Source organism: Yoonia sp. 2307UL14-13 (genome assembly GCF_037572755.1).
Lineage (GTDB): Bacteria > Pseudomonadota > Alphaproteobacteria > Rhodobacterales > Rhodobacteraceae > Yoonia.
The window spans coordinates 222,230-236,991 of sequence record NZ_JBBIFZ010000005.1 but is presented as its reverse complement, the minus strand read 5'-3'; the positions used below and the strand labels follow the sequence as shown (position 1 = coordinate 236,991).

Sequence of the window (14,762 nt, the reverse complement as noted above, 5' to 3'; positions counted from 1 at the left end):
GGCTATCGATTGGGCTCAAGTATCACCTTGATCTGAAGCTCATCCGGGTCGGGCTTGCGCGTCAAGGCCTGTTCAAACGCGGCAAGCGGATACGAATGGGTCACACAGGCATCACCATTGATCTTGCCCCGCGCCATCAAATCCAGCGCAGTTGCGTAGGTGAATGGCGCCAGATGACCGCCACGAATGTCGAGTTCTTTGAATTCCCCAAAGATGTTCAGGTCGATCTGAGCAGGCTGTTTATAAACGCCGAACACAACCATACGCGCGCGCTTTCGCACCAGTGAGAGGCCCCGTTCGAAAGCGCGTGTCTGTCCAGATGCTTCGAGAAAGACATCCGCGCCGCGCCCGCCCGTCAAATCACCGATGGCTTGCTGCAACTTGGGATCATCCGGCGCGAATGCGTAGTCAGCCCCCAAGGTAAGCGCCAATTCGCGCTTTGGTTTCCCCGGATTGATCACAATTACCGACCTCGGCGTTTTGAGCGCCGCAGCCTGCACCATGCCCATGCCAATTGGACCCGCACCAGAGATGACGACTACATCATCAAACTGAATGTCTGCGCGCTGCACCCCGTGGATCGCATTGGCAAGTGGTTCGGTATAGCATGCGGCCTCGTTGCTGAGAGTCTCCGGCACCTTGTGAATGAGTGCCTCGGTCGGGTAGAGCATGTATTGCGCCCAACCACCGTCAAGCGTGGCACCCAAAACCTGCATGTGATCGGTCAGGTGATACAAGCCTCGCTGGCGGTAGAAATCATTTCCATAGCTGATGTTGAGTTCGGCAATCGCGCGGTCATCGACCGCCAGCCCGTGTCGTTCTCTGGCCTCATCGCCGAGTTCCACAACCGTGCCGGTAAATTCATGGCCTGGCGTGAATGGAAAGTTCAGCTGCCATGGGCCTGTCGCATCCCACATGGCGCGATCCGCGGCGCAGATACCAGATGCATCAACACGCACCAACACTTCGCCTTTGCCGGGTCGCGGGATGTCGACCTCTTCCAGTCGATGACGACCGCCGAAACCGCGGCACCGCACTGCTTTCATTGTCTGAGAAGGCATTCCGCATACTCCACTGCAGTTCGTTCTTGATCTATACAAATGACTAATTTATTTACACTTGTAAAGTTATCGGGAGTAAGCTCATGCGCAATGAACGCAGCACCGAAGATGTTGCCCTAGGTATTCGCAGGCGTGTCTTTGAACACTGCATTCGCAATAACGGCGGATATCTGAGCCAGGCGTGCTCCGCTGCCGAACAACTCGCGTGGCTGTACAACGAAGAACTAAATCTCGGTGCGCCAACGCTCCCAATGATCCCGAAATCATTTGAAGGCGTCCCATCGCCCAACAACCCGGACTACCACACCGGCGCAGGCTACAATGGCCCTGCATCGCCTGAGCTCGATCGTCTATTCATTGCGCCAGCACATTACGCGTTGGTGGCCTATGCGACCCTCATCGAAGTGGGGCGTATGGCGCCAGAGGGCCTAGAGATGTTCAATAAGGACGGTTCTTCCGTTGAAATGATTGGGGCCGAACACTCTCCGGGTATGGAGGTCCACAATGGGACCTTGGGCATTGGGCTGTCGACGGCATCAGGCCTTGCCTACGGCCGTCGCTTGCGCGGGGATGCGGGCCGCACTTGGGTCTTTATGTCGGACGGCGAAGTTCAGGAGGGCCAGACCTGGGAGGCCGTTCAAGCCTGCGCGCACCATGGCATCGACAATGTGCTTGCGATCATGGATGTGAATGATCAGCAGTGCGATGGTGCGATGTCGAGCGTGATGGAAGTTGGCGACATTCGCACCAAATTCCTGAATTTCGGTGCGGCATGTGTGGAAATTGACGGTCACGATCTGACCGCAATGCGGGATGCCGTGAATGAACCGCATACCGGCAAACCACTGATCATTTTGGCGCGCACGAACCCGTATCATACGATGCCTGTCCTCGAAGAGCGCTTTCCGCGACTACACTATGTCCGCTTCAAATCTGATGACGAGCGGTCTCGTTTCAACACTTCGATTGCCGCTAATCTGGGCGTCGATCCAATCGACTATGCGCATTGAGGACGTCAAAAATGGTTGAAATGGTTACCCGTCCCTATGCCAGCGCCTTTGAAAAGTTTGCTGCTGGCAATCCAGACATTTTGTGCCTTTCGGCCGACCTGACCTCATCCTGTGAAATCGATGGTTTCCGGGATCGCCACCCCGACCAGTTCCTTTCGCTTGGTATGGCAGAACAGAATATGATGAGCTTTGCCGGTGGCCTTGGTCTCGCGGGTTTCCGCCCTTTCATTCACACCTTTGGCGTCTTCATGTACCGGCGTCCTTACGACCAGTTGATGGCATCGATCGCTTATCCGCGCCGCAAGGTACGCTTGATGGGGTTCCTGCCCGGAGTCACCACGCCCGGTGGCATGACACACCAGTCCATCGAGGACATCAGCGTCATGCGGTCCATCCCGAATATGACCATCTTGGAAACCGGTGACGCCACTGAAGTCGAAAGCATTTGTGAAGCGGCTGACAGCATTGACGGTCCGGTCTGGTGTCGGGTCCTGCGCGGGTCTGTACCGCGCCTGTTCGAAACACCTATCAAAGTTGGTGAAATGCGCGTCTTGTCAGAAGGAACAGATGTGTTGGTCGTGACATCCGGCATTTGCACGGAAGAGGCGATGCGGGCTCGTGCTGCCTTCGCAAATGTTGGCCTCTCGATCCGGCATTTGCACTTGCACACAATCAAACCGTTCAATGCCGCAGCACTTCTGGATCACGTTAACGGCGTGAAGCATGGCGTCATTACCTTGGAAAACCACGTGACAGAAGGCGGTATTGGCAGTCTTGTCGCCGAGACGATGGCAGATGCTGGCGTGGGCAAAAGACTGGTGCGATTGGGGCTCAACGATACCTATGCGCATGGCGGGTCCCGCCCGTACCTCATGCGCTACTATGGCCTTGACGCGTTGGCGCTGGTCAAAGGTATCGAGGTTCTGACAGGTCAAACCTACGGGATCACAGAAGAGGATCTTGCCAAGGCGCGCTTTGACGATGTGCATTCGCTCGCGAAAGCGGAAGGGCTTTGATGTAGCGAAGTGAATTGGGTCATGACGCGCCGATTCAACGCTAGCGCAGTTGAAGCTAAAAGGCTCTCCAACTGCGCCCCTTGGGTTGCAGCCGTGGTCCTCCCCATCCCATTGCAAATAGTTGCTTCTTCTGCCGTCGCGCAGTTCTATGAACCAAGCACGTGCAGTACAAATTCAAGACTCCCGCTGTGGACTCAAGCGCCGACCCCGGCCTGACGATGGGCAGACACCCGTTTTGAAAAGGCGAACGGCAAGACCGTTCGCCAAGATAGCTCAGATATCGATACGCTCAGCGATGCTCAGGGCGTCTTCAAGTTCAACGCCAAGGTAACGCACAGTGCTATCGACCTTGGTGTGGCCAAGCAGCAGTTGGACCGCACGAAGGTTCCCGGTCTTTCGGTAAATCTCCGCTGCCTTTGTTCGGCGGAGCGAATGAGTGCCGTAGCCGCTAGGCTCCAAGCCAATGGCTGTCACCCAGTCTCGAACGATCCGTCCATACTGGGGCGTTGAAATATGAGGACGGTCATGGAAGCGGCTTGGGAACATGAACCTGCAGGCAAACATCTCCGGTGATTTGACCCAAGCCAGCACAGTTTCGCGCGTATTTTCCGTCAGTTCAAACTGGACTGGCCGCTTGGTTTTGCTCTGGATCACCGAAACCCTTTCGCGAACGCGTTCGCCTTTTACCAGGTCTGTGACCGCGAGCTTGACCAGATCACAACCGCGCAACTTGCTATCGATGGCGACGTTGAACAAAGCCAGATCGCGTAGATTGCCCGCGAGTTCGAGCCTTGCGCGGATTGCCCAGACTTGCTTGGGTAGCAGTGGCCGTTTTTGGCCGATGATCCGTCCTTTATTCCAGGCTCTGTGTTTAGGGGTGGTTGCGGGAAGTTGGACTCTTGGCATGATTTGCCTTCCGATCCTCCCTCCAAGCCCATTCACCAGCACCGCGCTGGCAATGCGAGTGTACATCATTGGAAAGGCCGGTTTTCCGCACCCAAAGGACCGGTTTGTCCGCGGCCTGTGAATTGCTCGATGCAGTTTCGCTGCACCGGGCACCAATGGCCGATCTTCCCGCCGCGAAGCTGCACCTACATTCTTGCAGATGCAGCGATTTTCATGCTGCGCGCGCTTGCAGCATGACTTGATGACTTCCGCTATGGGCTCGCAGTTAGGTTTCGCCGCTCAGAGCGCGAACGACAGCCGCTGATCAGCCAACGAGTGCTCATCGCAGGACCAGCTGCGATTTCAGTGGCTTGGCCAAACGGTCAGATGGCCGGTGTTGGTCGGCCTGCCGCACCGGCATTGCCGCGTCAGCATTAGGCGGCTCTGAGCCCAAATTACAATAAGATGCAAGCGCGACGAATGTCCGCTTCACTCGTCAAAGCGAGTAAAATTACGCTGACGAAATCGCCGCACGTTTGTCATCCGACCCGTTATCGGATAAAGACGGCCTGAAGACGATGGCGTCGTCATCCAGCCTGTCAGATTTTTTGCGGCTGCTTTCGCCCCGAACTCCTGAACGCCCGGAACTCTTTCGCGCTGCCATGCAGTCGCGGAAACCCTTGCGAGGAGACCCTACATGTATTCCCCATCCGACTTCACTGTTTCAGATCAGGTCGCCCTTGTTACCGGAGCCGCCGCCGGGATCGGCAAGGCCATCGCGCTGACGCTTGGCAAGGCAGGCGCTTCGGTGATGGTCAGCGATCTGGACAAAAACGCTGCCGCAAAGGTGGCCGCCGAAATCGAGGCTGAAGGTGGCAAGGCGAGCGCCATCGCCTGCGACGTGACCAAGGAAAGCGATCTGGCCGGGGCGGTGGATAAGACCATCGAGGCGTTCGGCAAGCTGACCATCCTGGTCAGCAACGCAGGCGGAGGCGGCCCCAAGCCTTTCGACATGCCGATGGAGGACTTTCGCCGCGCCTACGATTTGAACGTGTTTTCGCTCTTCCGGCTCGCACAGCTCGCGGCCCCGCACATGGAACGGGCGGGCGGCGGCGCGATGCTGGCGATCACGTCGATGGCGGGCGAGAACAAGAATCGGCAGATGGCCTCCTACGGTTCATCCAAGGCCGCGACGAACCACCTGATCCGCAACATCGCCTTCGATCTGGGGCCGAAAGGAATCCGTGTGAACGGGATAGCGCCGGGTGCGACCCGCACCGACGCGCTCAAAAGTGTGCTGACCGACGAAATCGAGGCGCAGATGCTGCGCCACACACCGATCAACCGTTTGGGTGAGCCGCAGGACATGGCCAACGCTGCGCTGTTTCTTTGCTCTCCCGCAGCGTCCTGGGTCAGCGGTCAGATTCTGACCGTCTCGGGCGGCGGCGTGCAGGAGCTGGGATGATGAACATGATGAAAGCAATATCGGCGGGTTTGATCGCCTTCATGACGATGGGAGGCCCCGCAATGGCACAGGACACCACTCTCGATGCAGCCGCGTCTGACCCCGAAACCATGGGCTGGATGCAGGGATTCCCACCGGCAGCGGACAGAACGATCCGCTTCACCGACCCAGACTACTTCGCCTTCCCCAGGCTGCGCTGGACGGTGTGCCATTTCCGCGAACTGATGCCCACGACCGTGGTGCAGCGCGGAACGGACGCGCCAAGCGCTTTGCCGGTCGATCTCGACGCCGGGATTGATGCGGTCACGTTCACGCCTCTGGGCGGCGGCGACGACATGAGCTGGAACGCGGCCTTCGATGCCAACTACACCGATGGCATCCTCGTTCTGCATCGCGGACGGATCGTCTATGAGCGTTATACCGGGTGCCTCGATGAACAGACCCTGCACGGGGCCATGTCCGTTACCAAGAGCCTCACGGGGCTACTGGCCGAGGTGCTGGTGGCCGAGGGCGCGCTGGATGAAACCGCGCTTGTCGGTGATCTGATCCCCGAACTGACGGACAGTGCCTTCGGCGACGCGACCGTGCGGCAGGTGCTGGAGATGACGACCGCGCTCGACTATTCCGAGGATTACTCGGACCCGGACGCCGAGGTCTGGACCTATGCCGAGGCAGGCAGCCCACTGCCCAAGCCCGAAGGCTATGACGGACCGCGCAGCTATTTCGAGTATCTCCAAACCGTCGAAAGAGACGGAGAGCATGGCGATGCCTTCGCCTACAAGACGGTCAACTCGGATGCCGCTGGCTGGCTGATCGCTCGCACGACCGGAATGTCGGTCGCCGATTATCTGTCGTCGCGCATCTGGTCGCGCATCGGGGCAGAGCGCGAAGCCTTCTACACCGTAGATTCCATCGGCACCCCCTTCGCGGGCGGCGGGTTCAACGCGACGCTGCGCGACATGGCCCGCCTCGGCCAACTCGTTCTGAACGAAGGCCAGTGGAACGGCGAACAGGTGATCCCGGCGGAAGCGATTGCCCGGGTCAGGCAAGGCGGCGACACGGATGTGTTCGCCCAGGCGGGCTACGACCTGCTGCCGGGCTGGAGTTATCGCGGCATGTGGTGGGTCAGTCACAACGAACACGGGGCCTTCGCCGCGCGCGGGGTCCACGGACAGACGATCTGGATCGACCCCGCCGCCGATATGATCATCGTCCGCTTCGCCTCGCACCCCGTCGCCGGGAACGCAGCCAGCGATCCGACCTCGCTTCCTGCCTACCAGGCGGTGGCGGAATACCTGATGGCTGAGGATGCGTCGCCCGAACTGGCTGGGCGCGAATGGGCCATCGAGGATATCGACGGCGCGGGCGTGATCGACGGCTCCCCGGCAAGCCTGCAATTCCTGCCTGACGGGTCTCTGGCAGGCAGCACCGGCTGCAACCGTCTGATCGGGTCGTATAAGGCGGACGGCACGTCCCTGACCCTCGCCCCGGCGGGAACCACGATGATGGCCTGTCCCTCCGCGCTGATGAATCAGGAACAGGATTTGCTGGCACTTCTGGGGGACATATCCAGCTATACCTTCGACGCGGATGGCACGCTCCGGCTCTCCACCGATGATGGCCGAAGCATCCTTGCCCGGCGGCGGTGAGGTGATGCGTATTCTCGAAAGGACGGGCCTCTATGTCCTGCCTCTCTGCCTCGGACTTCTTTTCCTTGCGGCATCGCTGACACCGACGCTGATCCCACGGGAATGGCTGGTGCAGGGTGTCCTTGGCGGTCTGGTTATGGTCCTCGGCTATCTCATTGGACGGGCCTGTATATCGCTCTACCGGCTACTGGACCTGCCCGAGCCGGATGGGCGGACTGCCGCAATCTCCCGCCTTGCGCTGGCGGTGCCGGTCCTGGTGATCCTCGTTCTCTGCCTCCTGTCGGCCCGAAGCTGGCAGAACGGCATTCGCACGCGCATGGACATGCCACCCGTCGAGACGACCCACACATTTCAGATGCTGGCTCTGGCATTGGTCGTCTTCGCCGTTCTCGTCTTGCTCGGCTTCGCCGTGCAGTGGCTCTTCGATCGGGTGCGCTTCCGCCTCTATCGCTACATGCCCGCGCGCACCGCGAACGTCGCGGGCTTCCTCCTGACCTCCCTGCTCCTGATCGTCGTGACACGCGACGGGGTGCTGGACCGCGTGATCGCCGGTCTCGATAATTCTGTCACCGTGGCGCAGAACCTCTTTGTCGATGCGCCCCCGCCTCCGGCCGATGCCGATCTTACGGGCGGCGCGAACTCGCTGGTGGATTGGGGCGCTTTGGGCCAGCCGGGGCGGGATTACGTCCTGACCGGGCCGGATGCAGCCGACATTACGGCCTTCACCGGCCAAAACGCCCTGCAACCCATACGCGTCTATGTCGGCCGGGCAGAGGCCGACGATCCGCAGGACCGCGCGGACATCGCCCTGGCGGAGCTGATCCGGCAGGGCGGGTTCGACCGCGAGGTTCTGATCGTTGCCATGCCCACCGGCACCGGCTGGATGGACCCCGGCGCTGTCGATACCGTTGAATACATGCACGGCGGCGACATCGCGACGGTCGCGGTGCAGTATTCCTACCTACAATCGCCGCTGGCCCTGATCCTAGAAACCCGCTCGGGCCTCGATCAGGCGGAAGCCCTGATCGGCACCGTCCACCGGCACTGGCGCAGCCTGCCGGAAAACGACCGGCCCCGGCTCTACATCCACGGGCTGAGCCTTGGGGCTTGGTCCTCGATGCACGGCACCGATCTGTTCGCTCTGCTCGACGATCCCATCGACGGCGCGCTCTGGGCGGGGCCGCCGTTTCCGTCCGCCAAGTGGCAGGGCATCGTCGCGTCCCGTGACGAAGGCAGTCCCGCCATCGCGCCTGTTCTGGGTGACGGTCGCCTGGTGCGCTTTGCCTCACATACCGAAGACGCTGGCGGACCGGAGGGCTGGGGCAACATGCGCCTCGTCTATCTGCAATACTCCAGCGATCCGATCGTGTTCTTCACCTCAAGTTCGCTTTTCCGCGCGCCCGAGTGGATGCGTGAACCGCCGGGGCCGGACGTGTCGCCGCAGATGCGCTTCATGCCGGTAGTGACGCAATTCCAACTGGCTGTGGACATGGCGCTGGCCAACACCGCGCCGGACGGCCACGGCCATGCCTATTATGGTCCGGACTATATCGGGCCATGGGTCGCCGTCACCGACCCCGCCAACTGGACCGACGAGGACACTGCGCGCCTGATCGCGCATTGTGACGGCGGTTTCCATCAGGGGTGCGACAATGACGGATGAGAGGGAGGGGCGGCTCGCCCGCTGGATCGAACAGATCGAGCACAACGCGTTCGGCGCGATCTACGGAGCGATCACGGTGCTGGCCCTGCTGATGGCCATGGGACATTCGGCCACCGATCCGATCACCACCGCCGCAATCCTCTTCGGCTCGGTCCTCGCCATCACGCGCGCCAAGGCCTTCGCCCAGATTTCGGCCGATGCCGCCCATCACCGTGCAGCCTTCGGTTGGGCAGAGGTCCGCGCGGGCTGGCGACACGCCCAGCCGACGCTGATCGCAGCCAATATCCCGACACTGCTGATCGCGCTTGCGGCAACCGGGGCATACTCCGCCGAGACGGCGATAGACCTCAGCCAAGTTTTTGCGATCCTGCTGCTGGCCGTCTACGGCTTCAGCATTGGCTGGGTGATCTACCGGCGCGTCCTGCCGGGCCTGCTGCATGGTGCGTTTACCGGCGCAATCGGATTGGCCCTGGCGCTGCTGAAGTTCGTTCTGCACTGAATTGAATGCGGGAAGTGTCAGAAGAGAAACGTGCTTAAAGCGTGTTCAAAATACGCCTACCTTTTATCTAATCGCTCTGAAAGAAGACATTGGCGCAGCCGCAGCAAGTTGGCGCTTTGTCCCGCGACTCGATCCTTGAGCGTGTCGTTCTCGCTGCGCTTTGTATGAAGGGCCGGTCTTCACGCTGCGTTGCGACACCGAGTTCTTAGCCGTTGCAGCATAATCCGCGCTGCGGGCGCACGCAGCGAAGAATCTGTTGGTCTCCTGTGGGCTCACTGCCGACCTCAGAGGCAGCGCAGCATCAGAGGTGGCGTGATACTGTAGGCACATCGGGGACCGCCCAAAGCCGACATCCAGCGGACCTTCCCGATGCTGCAGTTGCAGCCCGTATAGCAGCCGTTCGCTACTTGCTCAAAGTTGAGTACCGACTGAACGACCGGCGTGCGGACAAGCCGGTCGTTTTAAGCCCTAGGTCCCACGGCGGCTGTGTAAGCGAACCAGACACCAAAGAGAGTTAGCCGTCTCGTTCGCTACGCTGGTCTGAACATTTGCCGTCGATCTCGTGGCCTCCCGCACCAAATGCCTTGCTCCCGGTCAGTGATGTCGCGGTGAGAACGACCTTGCCGAAGGTACCTTGCGCAGATAGCTCCCAAGTCGCTGGATCACTGCCAGTACCCACAATCAACATGATGAAAGCGTCAAGATCGTGATCTGATTCTCTGTAGAGATTGAGAATGGACCTAGCATCCAGGGACGACGCAGTTGGCTGCGGCGATGGATGCGTGTGCCAAGTTCCGATAAAGTGAAGACCCGATCCATGCTTTTGGAGAACATCAGCTTGAACGCTCGGCCGGTTGGGAATGTAACCATGTCGAGTTCTACGGTCTTGAGGGAAAGGTCCGGACGCTACGTCGATTGTACAGCGCCGCCCTGGTGCATTGGAAAAAAGCGGGCCACCGGCTTCACGATCTCTCCACTTCAATTGGCGGTGCTTCAACAACACCTCGACCGCTTTAGGCGCAAGGCTGTATCGAAGTTCGAGGTGTTCGCATACCCAGGCATTCATCATGAGCTTTCGCAAATCGAGCAGTTATCGCGACGGGTCCACGAGCGCTCGAATTCCCCACCGGCCTCGCATGATCGACCTACGAACTTCTTCCATTCTTCGGACCAGTTTCCGCCGACGGCACCGAGTAATCGAGTAGGACCGGACCAAATTCGGTGAACATGGGTCGGGTAGCCTGTTAGTTGCTCAAGGCAAAGATCAGCTATCAGACCGTGACCGCGCGCAAGCTGCGATGCTCCATAGAGTTGAAAAGCACCTCCGCAAGCGGGATGCGTCCGCGTCGTCGTGCTTTCCGTCCATTCGGCGACACGAAGCAGGCTCTCCCCGAACTCGCTCAAGCCGCACCCGAAACATGGCCCGCCTTCCGTAATCGACACTGCATGCGCGGCAACTGCGTGCGGCTCCAACCACCCGTAGATCGCCGTAGGCGGACGATCTTGGGCAAGGCGCCATGCTTCGAACGCGCCTTCATCCATCCAGGACCCGATCGCAACGAGAATGATGTCCGAGCTGCGCAAGACCTCCGGTTCGGTTTCCGCGATCGTCTGCCAACGGACATGATATTCACGCACATTTGGGAGATGTGGGAACTCATTGCGCAACCTCTCAGCCAACGCGTCCGCCTTCCAGCGCCCCACGTCCGACATACCCAGGTCGTGTCTGGATATGTTGTCACTCGCGAGGACTTCTGGGTCGATTAGATTTAGCCCACCCACACCCGCTTTCGCTAGAAGTGTGGCAACCCCAGATCCAAGGGAACCGCATCCCAACACCGTGACAGTCTTGCCTTGATGTGCTCGCACTTCCGGCAGTTGGTCTCGCCCATGCACCCATGCCGCATCAAGGCGCTCCACCTCCATAGGTGAAATTTTCAAAGATGCACTGGCTCGCCGTTGGATCAAAACCTCGCGCGACATCTTCTTAGCTCTGAACCCAGCCGTTACATGCTTGCGCCCGCGCTCGGTCTCCTTCCGCGCGCCCGGGATATCATACGCGATCATCGTCGCATGTGGTCGCGTCGGGAGCGCGATAGTCACCAGCAAGGCACCCGGACCGCACATAAGCATCTTGATCAAAGCATCCCGCTCTGCTCCCGTTGCCGCCATGTCCAATAGCTGTCTGGCATTGTCGGGTAGTTCCCGCGGGTTGGGTAGGGCATCCGGTCTTACAACCACCGCTTGCTCGAACACCCAGGGCCGCGTCTGGCGTCCGTGCCGACGATTCAGCCATTCGATCAAATGTTCCGAGTTATCAGATAGAACGATACCCGTTCGGCCTCTCCATAAGTGAGCCATGGGCCCAACGTACTCGCTCGGCGCCAACAGGGATCGGATCGGCCGTGGGGCGCTCTTGCGCCCAAGATAGGATAAAAACTCGTCGGAGATTTCTCGCTCGACGAATTCTGGGTTCGACCAATTCGCCGCAAGCTCCAACAGCCTCTTCAAGTAGGCATGTGCAATCCCAACCGGATTGGCAGGATCTACCGGGGTTCGGCTGGGAAAGGCACAGATGAACCCATCTGCTTCCAGGTGTGGAAGAGTGCCGAGCGCCGGCGGGCGTCGCATATAGAGACGTGGTGCCGACCAGGGGAAGACGGCGTCGAACACCAAGTCTACCGCCACAACGTCTGGCTCGACCGCTACCCTGAAGCGCCAACCTGCGACCCAAGGCCCCTTTGGCAGACGTCGCAGATCGTCGGCAGTAAGCCTCTGTCCGCGCCATTGGGTCTCAGCAGCCCGACCGACACTACCAAGCACTTCGCTCATGCCAGCAAGATCAGGCGTAGCGTTCATCTCCGCCCAGCTTCACCGCAGGCCGCTCGTCCTTGGTTTCAAGCAAGTTACTTGTCAGAACTTCGGGAGATGCGACGGCAGCTGCTGCCTGAGGCGCGTCGTCCACCAAAAGGCTCACATCTGTTGGAAACCTCGATCCGAAAGCGTCCAACATATGCCGCACGGTAGTCTGAGGGGTACTCGATCCGATGAGGGCCGCGTCTAGTTTCGCCGCCAAGTGCGTTGCAGCTGAAGCAAATGCCTGCCGGTCTGTCTCGCTCCATCCCTGGTCGAGGCGCTCACCAGGGACAACCGGGTTCGGTATCTCCTGGCGTAGGATGTCTGGAAGTGCGCGCGCGACGGCGAGCAGAGCCAAGTCATCTCGGCCACTAAAGGGTTTGTAGCCGCCATGGTTTTCGAAGACCTCGACAACAGCCCACATGAGCGCAATCGACGCAAGACCGCGAAGGTCCTGCTCATCCCGCCAGGCCTTCAGGTAGCGCGATACGAAGCGAACCTGGTCCCCATGATCCCGTACAGCATCCCGAAACCAGTCTTCCAGCTTGCGCGGGTCGGACGGGATCCACTTGCCGCGCCCGTCATCGCCGCGGCACGCAAGGCGCATTTGGTCAGCGGAAAGTTGGCCATAGATCTGGTTGGCAAAGTCATCATCGCGCAGCTCCGTGAAACCATCCCGCATCAGTCGGTTCTGGGCCATCGCGGTTTCGATCAGGCTGGCGAACTCCTTTTCCGGGACAGCGTAGAGCGCGATGTCCACGTGCGCCTCCCGATCAATCTCGACGCGGACGCAGGACGTCTTCGTCTTGAGCGTCCAACCATTCTTTTGGCACACATCCGACAGAAGTCGTTCAACGGCCCGGAAATAGCCATCTGCCGCGACCGAAGGCTTGAAGGCACCATCGCGGTCAATGTAACGTGTCGGAAGGAACATGCCGTCGTCCAGATCGATCTGCAGGGGAGGCGTCTTTCCCTTCGCCGGATCGTTGACTGTCGAATATGAGAAGCTTCCTTGCATCCGAAACTTCGGCCGACCGAAAGCTTCGGTAATATCCAACTGCTCTGAGTTGAGCGCAATGATTGCATCGCGCGTGACCATTTCGGTTATTGGAAAGCGGTCAGTCCAGTCCTTCAGTCCCGAACGTATCGCGTCTCGCAACTCGTCACGGGCCGCGCGCAGCTCTTCTTCACGCTCCTTGGGAAGCTTGAGCTTCTTGACGTAGCAGCTCTCGTTGGCACTGTTGAGCGCTTTGTGTGCGTTCACCGGCATAATGTTCCCTTCTCGTTCTAACGACCAAAATCATCAACTGGACTTTCAGCCTGTCGGATGGGACAACACCATGTAGCGGCTAGAGAGTCGTAAGCCCACAACATATATGGCATTTCCGACCTGATTCCAAGAGGTGGGAGTCCCAAAGTGTAGGAGAACAAAACATGTATACACTATTGCCATGGAAAACTCTGGGTACGGCGCTGATGATCGTTGTCGGACTTGCCGTCTATGCAGATAATTTCGGCGCTTGGGTCGGTGTGACGGTTTCCGACTCGGTGGTCATCCGCTACCTGCCAGTGGCTGTTCTTACGGTACTCGGGATTGTTTTCGGCCTCACGGCCTACTGGGCGCCATGGCGGTTCCTTTGGCGAACGATGCCTGTGCTCAACCGGACGGTGTTCCCGGACCTTAATGGTGTGTGGGTCGGGACGACTGCATCGAACTGGCCGACGATTGAAAAGATGCGGAACGCGGCAACTACCGAGAGCGCAATCGACCTTGCTGAACTTTACGGAACAGCGGAGCGCCACGATGCCATCGCGGTTGAGATTTCCGCTTCGTTGTACTCATTAAGGCTTGCGACGGGGCTGAGCTCCATGGACGCTACGTCTTACTCAATCACGGCACGACCTTGGAAGTGCCAGCATACGCCACGCATTCACCTCGCTTATGTGTATGAGCAGGAAACTAAGGACCCCTCGGCCACGGACGAAGAACGCCACTTGGGGGCAGCCGATCTCGTTTACGATGCGCATTCTCCGGATAGCCTCGAAGGTGTCTATTGGACGAGGCGTAGCTGGATCGAAGGGCTGAACACAGCTGGCCGGCTCAAATTACGCCGAGTGGCGCCGTCGAAAGATTCCTCGAAGACCCTTCGCGATTATGCGCTGGAAGAAAAGACGCGGCTCGATCCATGAAGTCCATTTTCTGCTGGCAATCCTACTGGTTCTACAACGGAGATTCGCAAAATGCCTGCGCCCCGATGTAGTCGCTCAATTGGCCGGTGGTGATGAAGAGGCGAATCGGACGACCGTTGCATTTGGTGGCGGCGTGCAACTTCGTACTCATGCCGCCCTTTGTCCGGCTAACCAGGTTCTTCACTCCCATTTTCACCTTGAGGCAGGTCGCCGCGTGGTGCGCCTTCAGATAATTCGCATTTATAATCAGTGCCTTACTTTCAAGGCCCACAGCAGCCAGTCCCACAAGGATTCGGGCGAGCAGGCCCGTTTGACTCAGGCGTTTGCCACGGGGCTTCGAGGAAAAAGTTCGAGACGCGCCATCATTGTGCCCATCAGCCGGAGGAAATTTTTCATGTCACCGTTCGCTTTCCAAGCACGGAATCAGCGGAAAGGAGCATGATCAATGGGCCGCAGCCCTGAGCGTAA

At 59.3% G+C, this 14,762-nt stretch carries 13 protein-coding genes and 1 pseudogene; 8 read left to right on the top strand and 6 right to left on the bottom strand.

The features are described 5' to 3' along the window. Nucleotides 1-2 precede the first annotated feature (2 nt). Entirely contained in the window at nt 3-1,046 is a 1,044-nt protein-coding gene (locus tag V8J85_RS14345) for a zinc-binding dehydrogenase (protein ID WP_339954436.1), read from the bottom strand. Nucleotides 1,047-1,144: 98 nt separating this feature from the next. Here V8J85_RS14345 and V8J85_RS14340 point away from each other — a divergent pair, with 98 nt between their 5' ends. Continuing rightward, on the top strand, nt 1,145-2,071 hold the full coding sequence (locus tag V8J85_RS14340; protein ID WP_339954435.1) for a transketolase: 927 nt from the start codon (nt 1,145-1,147) through the stop codon (nt 2,069-2,071). A gap of 11 nt (nt 2,072-2,082) precedes the next feature. Next, nucleotides 2,083-3,087 carry a transketolase family protein gene (locus V8J85_RS14335; protein WP_339954434.1) on the top strand — a complete coding sequence of 335 codons (1,005 nt, stop codon included), beginning with the start codon at nt 2,083-2,085 and terminating at the stop codon, nt 3,085-3,087. A 273-nt stretch (nt 3,088-3,360) separates the two neighbouring features. Here the strand turns inward: V8J85_RS14335 and V8J85_RS14330 are convergent, their stop codons facing one another. After that, nucleotides 3,361-3,993 carry a tyrosine-type recombinase/integrase gene (locus V8J85_RS14330; protein WP_339954458.1) on the bottom strand — a complete coding sequence of 211 codons (633 nt, stop codon included), beginning with the start codon at nt 3,991-3,993 and terminating at the stop codon, nt 3,361-3,363. Nucleotides 3,994-4,669: 676 nt separating this feature from the next. Between V8J85_RS14330 and hdhA the strand changes: the two genes are divergently transcribed. The 4 genes from hdhA (at nt 4,670) to V8J85_RS14310 (ending at nt 9,248) form a co-directional block, all read left to right on the top strand. Further along, a complete protein-coding gene (gene hdhA / locus V8J85_RS14325) occupies nt 4,670-5,437 on the top strand; it encodes a 7-alpha-hydroxysteroid dehydrogenase (protein ID WP_339954433.1) in 768 nt (255 codons plus the stop codon). 62 nt (nt 5,438-5,499) lie between these two features. Next, on the top strand, nt 5,500-7,086 hold the full coding sequence (locus V8J85_RS14320; RefSeq protein ID WP_339954432.1) for a serine hydrolase: 1,587 nt from the start codon (nt 5,500-5,502) through the stop codon (nt 7,084-7,086). After that, nucleotides 7,028-8,749 (top strand): alpha/beta hydrolase, encoded by a 1,722-nt coding sequence (locus tag V8J85_RS14315; RefSeq protein ID WP_339954431.1) that lies wholly within the window; start codon nt 7,028-7,030, stop codon nt 8,747-8,749. Before V8J85_RS14320 ends, V8J85_RS14315 begins: the two co-directional genes overlap by 59 nt. After that, nucleotides 8,739-9,248, top strand: coding sequence for a hypothetical protein (locus V8J85_RS14310; protein ID WP_339954430.1), 510 nt, complete (start codon nt 8,739-8,741; stop codon nt 9,246-9,248). Before V8J85_RS14315 ends, V8J85_RS14310 begins: the two co-directional genes overlap by 11 nt. A 514-nt stretch (nt 9,249-9,762) precedes the next feature. Here V8J85_RS14310 and V8J85_RS20085 read toward each other — a convergent pair. From V8J85_RS20085 to V8J85_RS14300, 4 genes and pseudogenes are all read right to left on the bottom strand, one after another. Next, complete coding sequence (locus tag V8J85_RS20085; RefSeq protein ID WP_445285910.1) at nt 9,763-10,314, bottom strand: Mov34/MPN/PAD-1 family protein; 552 nt, start codon at nt 10,312-10,314, stop codon at nt 9,763-9,765. Beyond that, nucleotides 10,314-11,381: a HesA/MoeB/ThiF family protein gene (locus V8J85_RS14305; protein WP_339954457.1), complete on the bottom strand. Its 1,068-nt coding sequence runs from the start codon at nt 11,379-11,381 to the stop codon at nt 10,314-10,316. Before V8J85_RS14305 ends, V8J85_RS20085 begins: the two co-directional genes overlap by 1 nt. 297 nt (nt 11,382-11,678) lie before the next feature. Next, nucleotides 11,679-12,080: pseudogene (locus V8J85_RS20080) on the bottom strand (E2/UBC family protein); the annotation flags it as partial. A 10-nt stretch (nt 12,081-12,090) separates the two neighbouring features. Then, entirely contained in the window at nt 12,091-13,374 is a 1,284-nt protein-coding gene (locus tag V8J85_RS14300; protein ID WP_339954429.1) for a CBASS cGAMP synthase, read from the bottom strand. A gap of 164 nt (nt 13,375-13,538) precedes the next feature. Between V8J85_RS14300 and V8J85_RS14295 the strand changes: the two genes are divergently transcribed. Both V8J85_RS14295 and V8J85_RS14290 read left to right on the top strand, forming a co-directional pair. Beyond that, nucleotides 13,539-14,294 carry a hypothetical protein gene (locus tag V8J85_RS14295; RefSeq protein ID WP_339954428.1) on the top strand — a complete coding sequence of 252 codons (756 nt, stop codon included), beginning with the start codon at nt 13,539-13,541 and terminating at the stop codon, nt 14,292-14,294. Beyond that, on the top strand, nt 14,260-14,736 hold the full coding sequence (locus tag V8J85_RS14290; RefSeq protein ID WP_339954427.1) for a hypothetical protein: 477 nt from the start codon (nt 14,260-14,262) through the stop codon (nt 14,734-14,736). The genes V8J85_RS14295 and V8J85_RS14290 overlap by 35 nt, the downstream gene beginning before the upstream one ends. Nucleotides 14,737-14,762 lie beyond the last annotated feature (26 nt).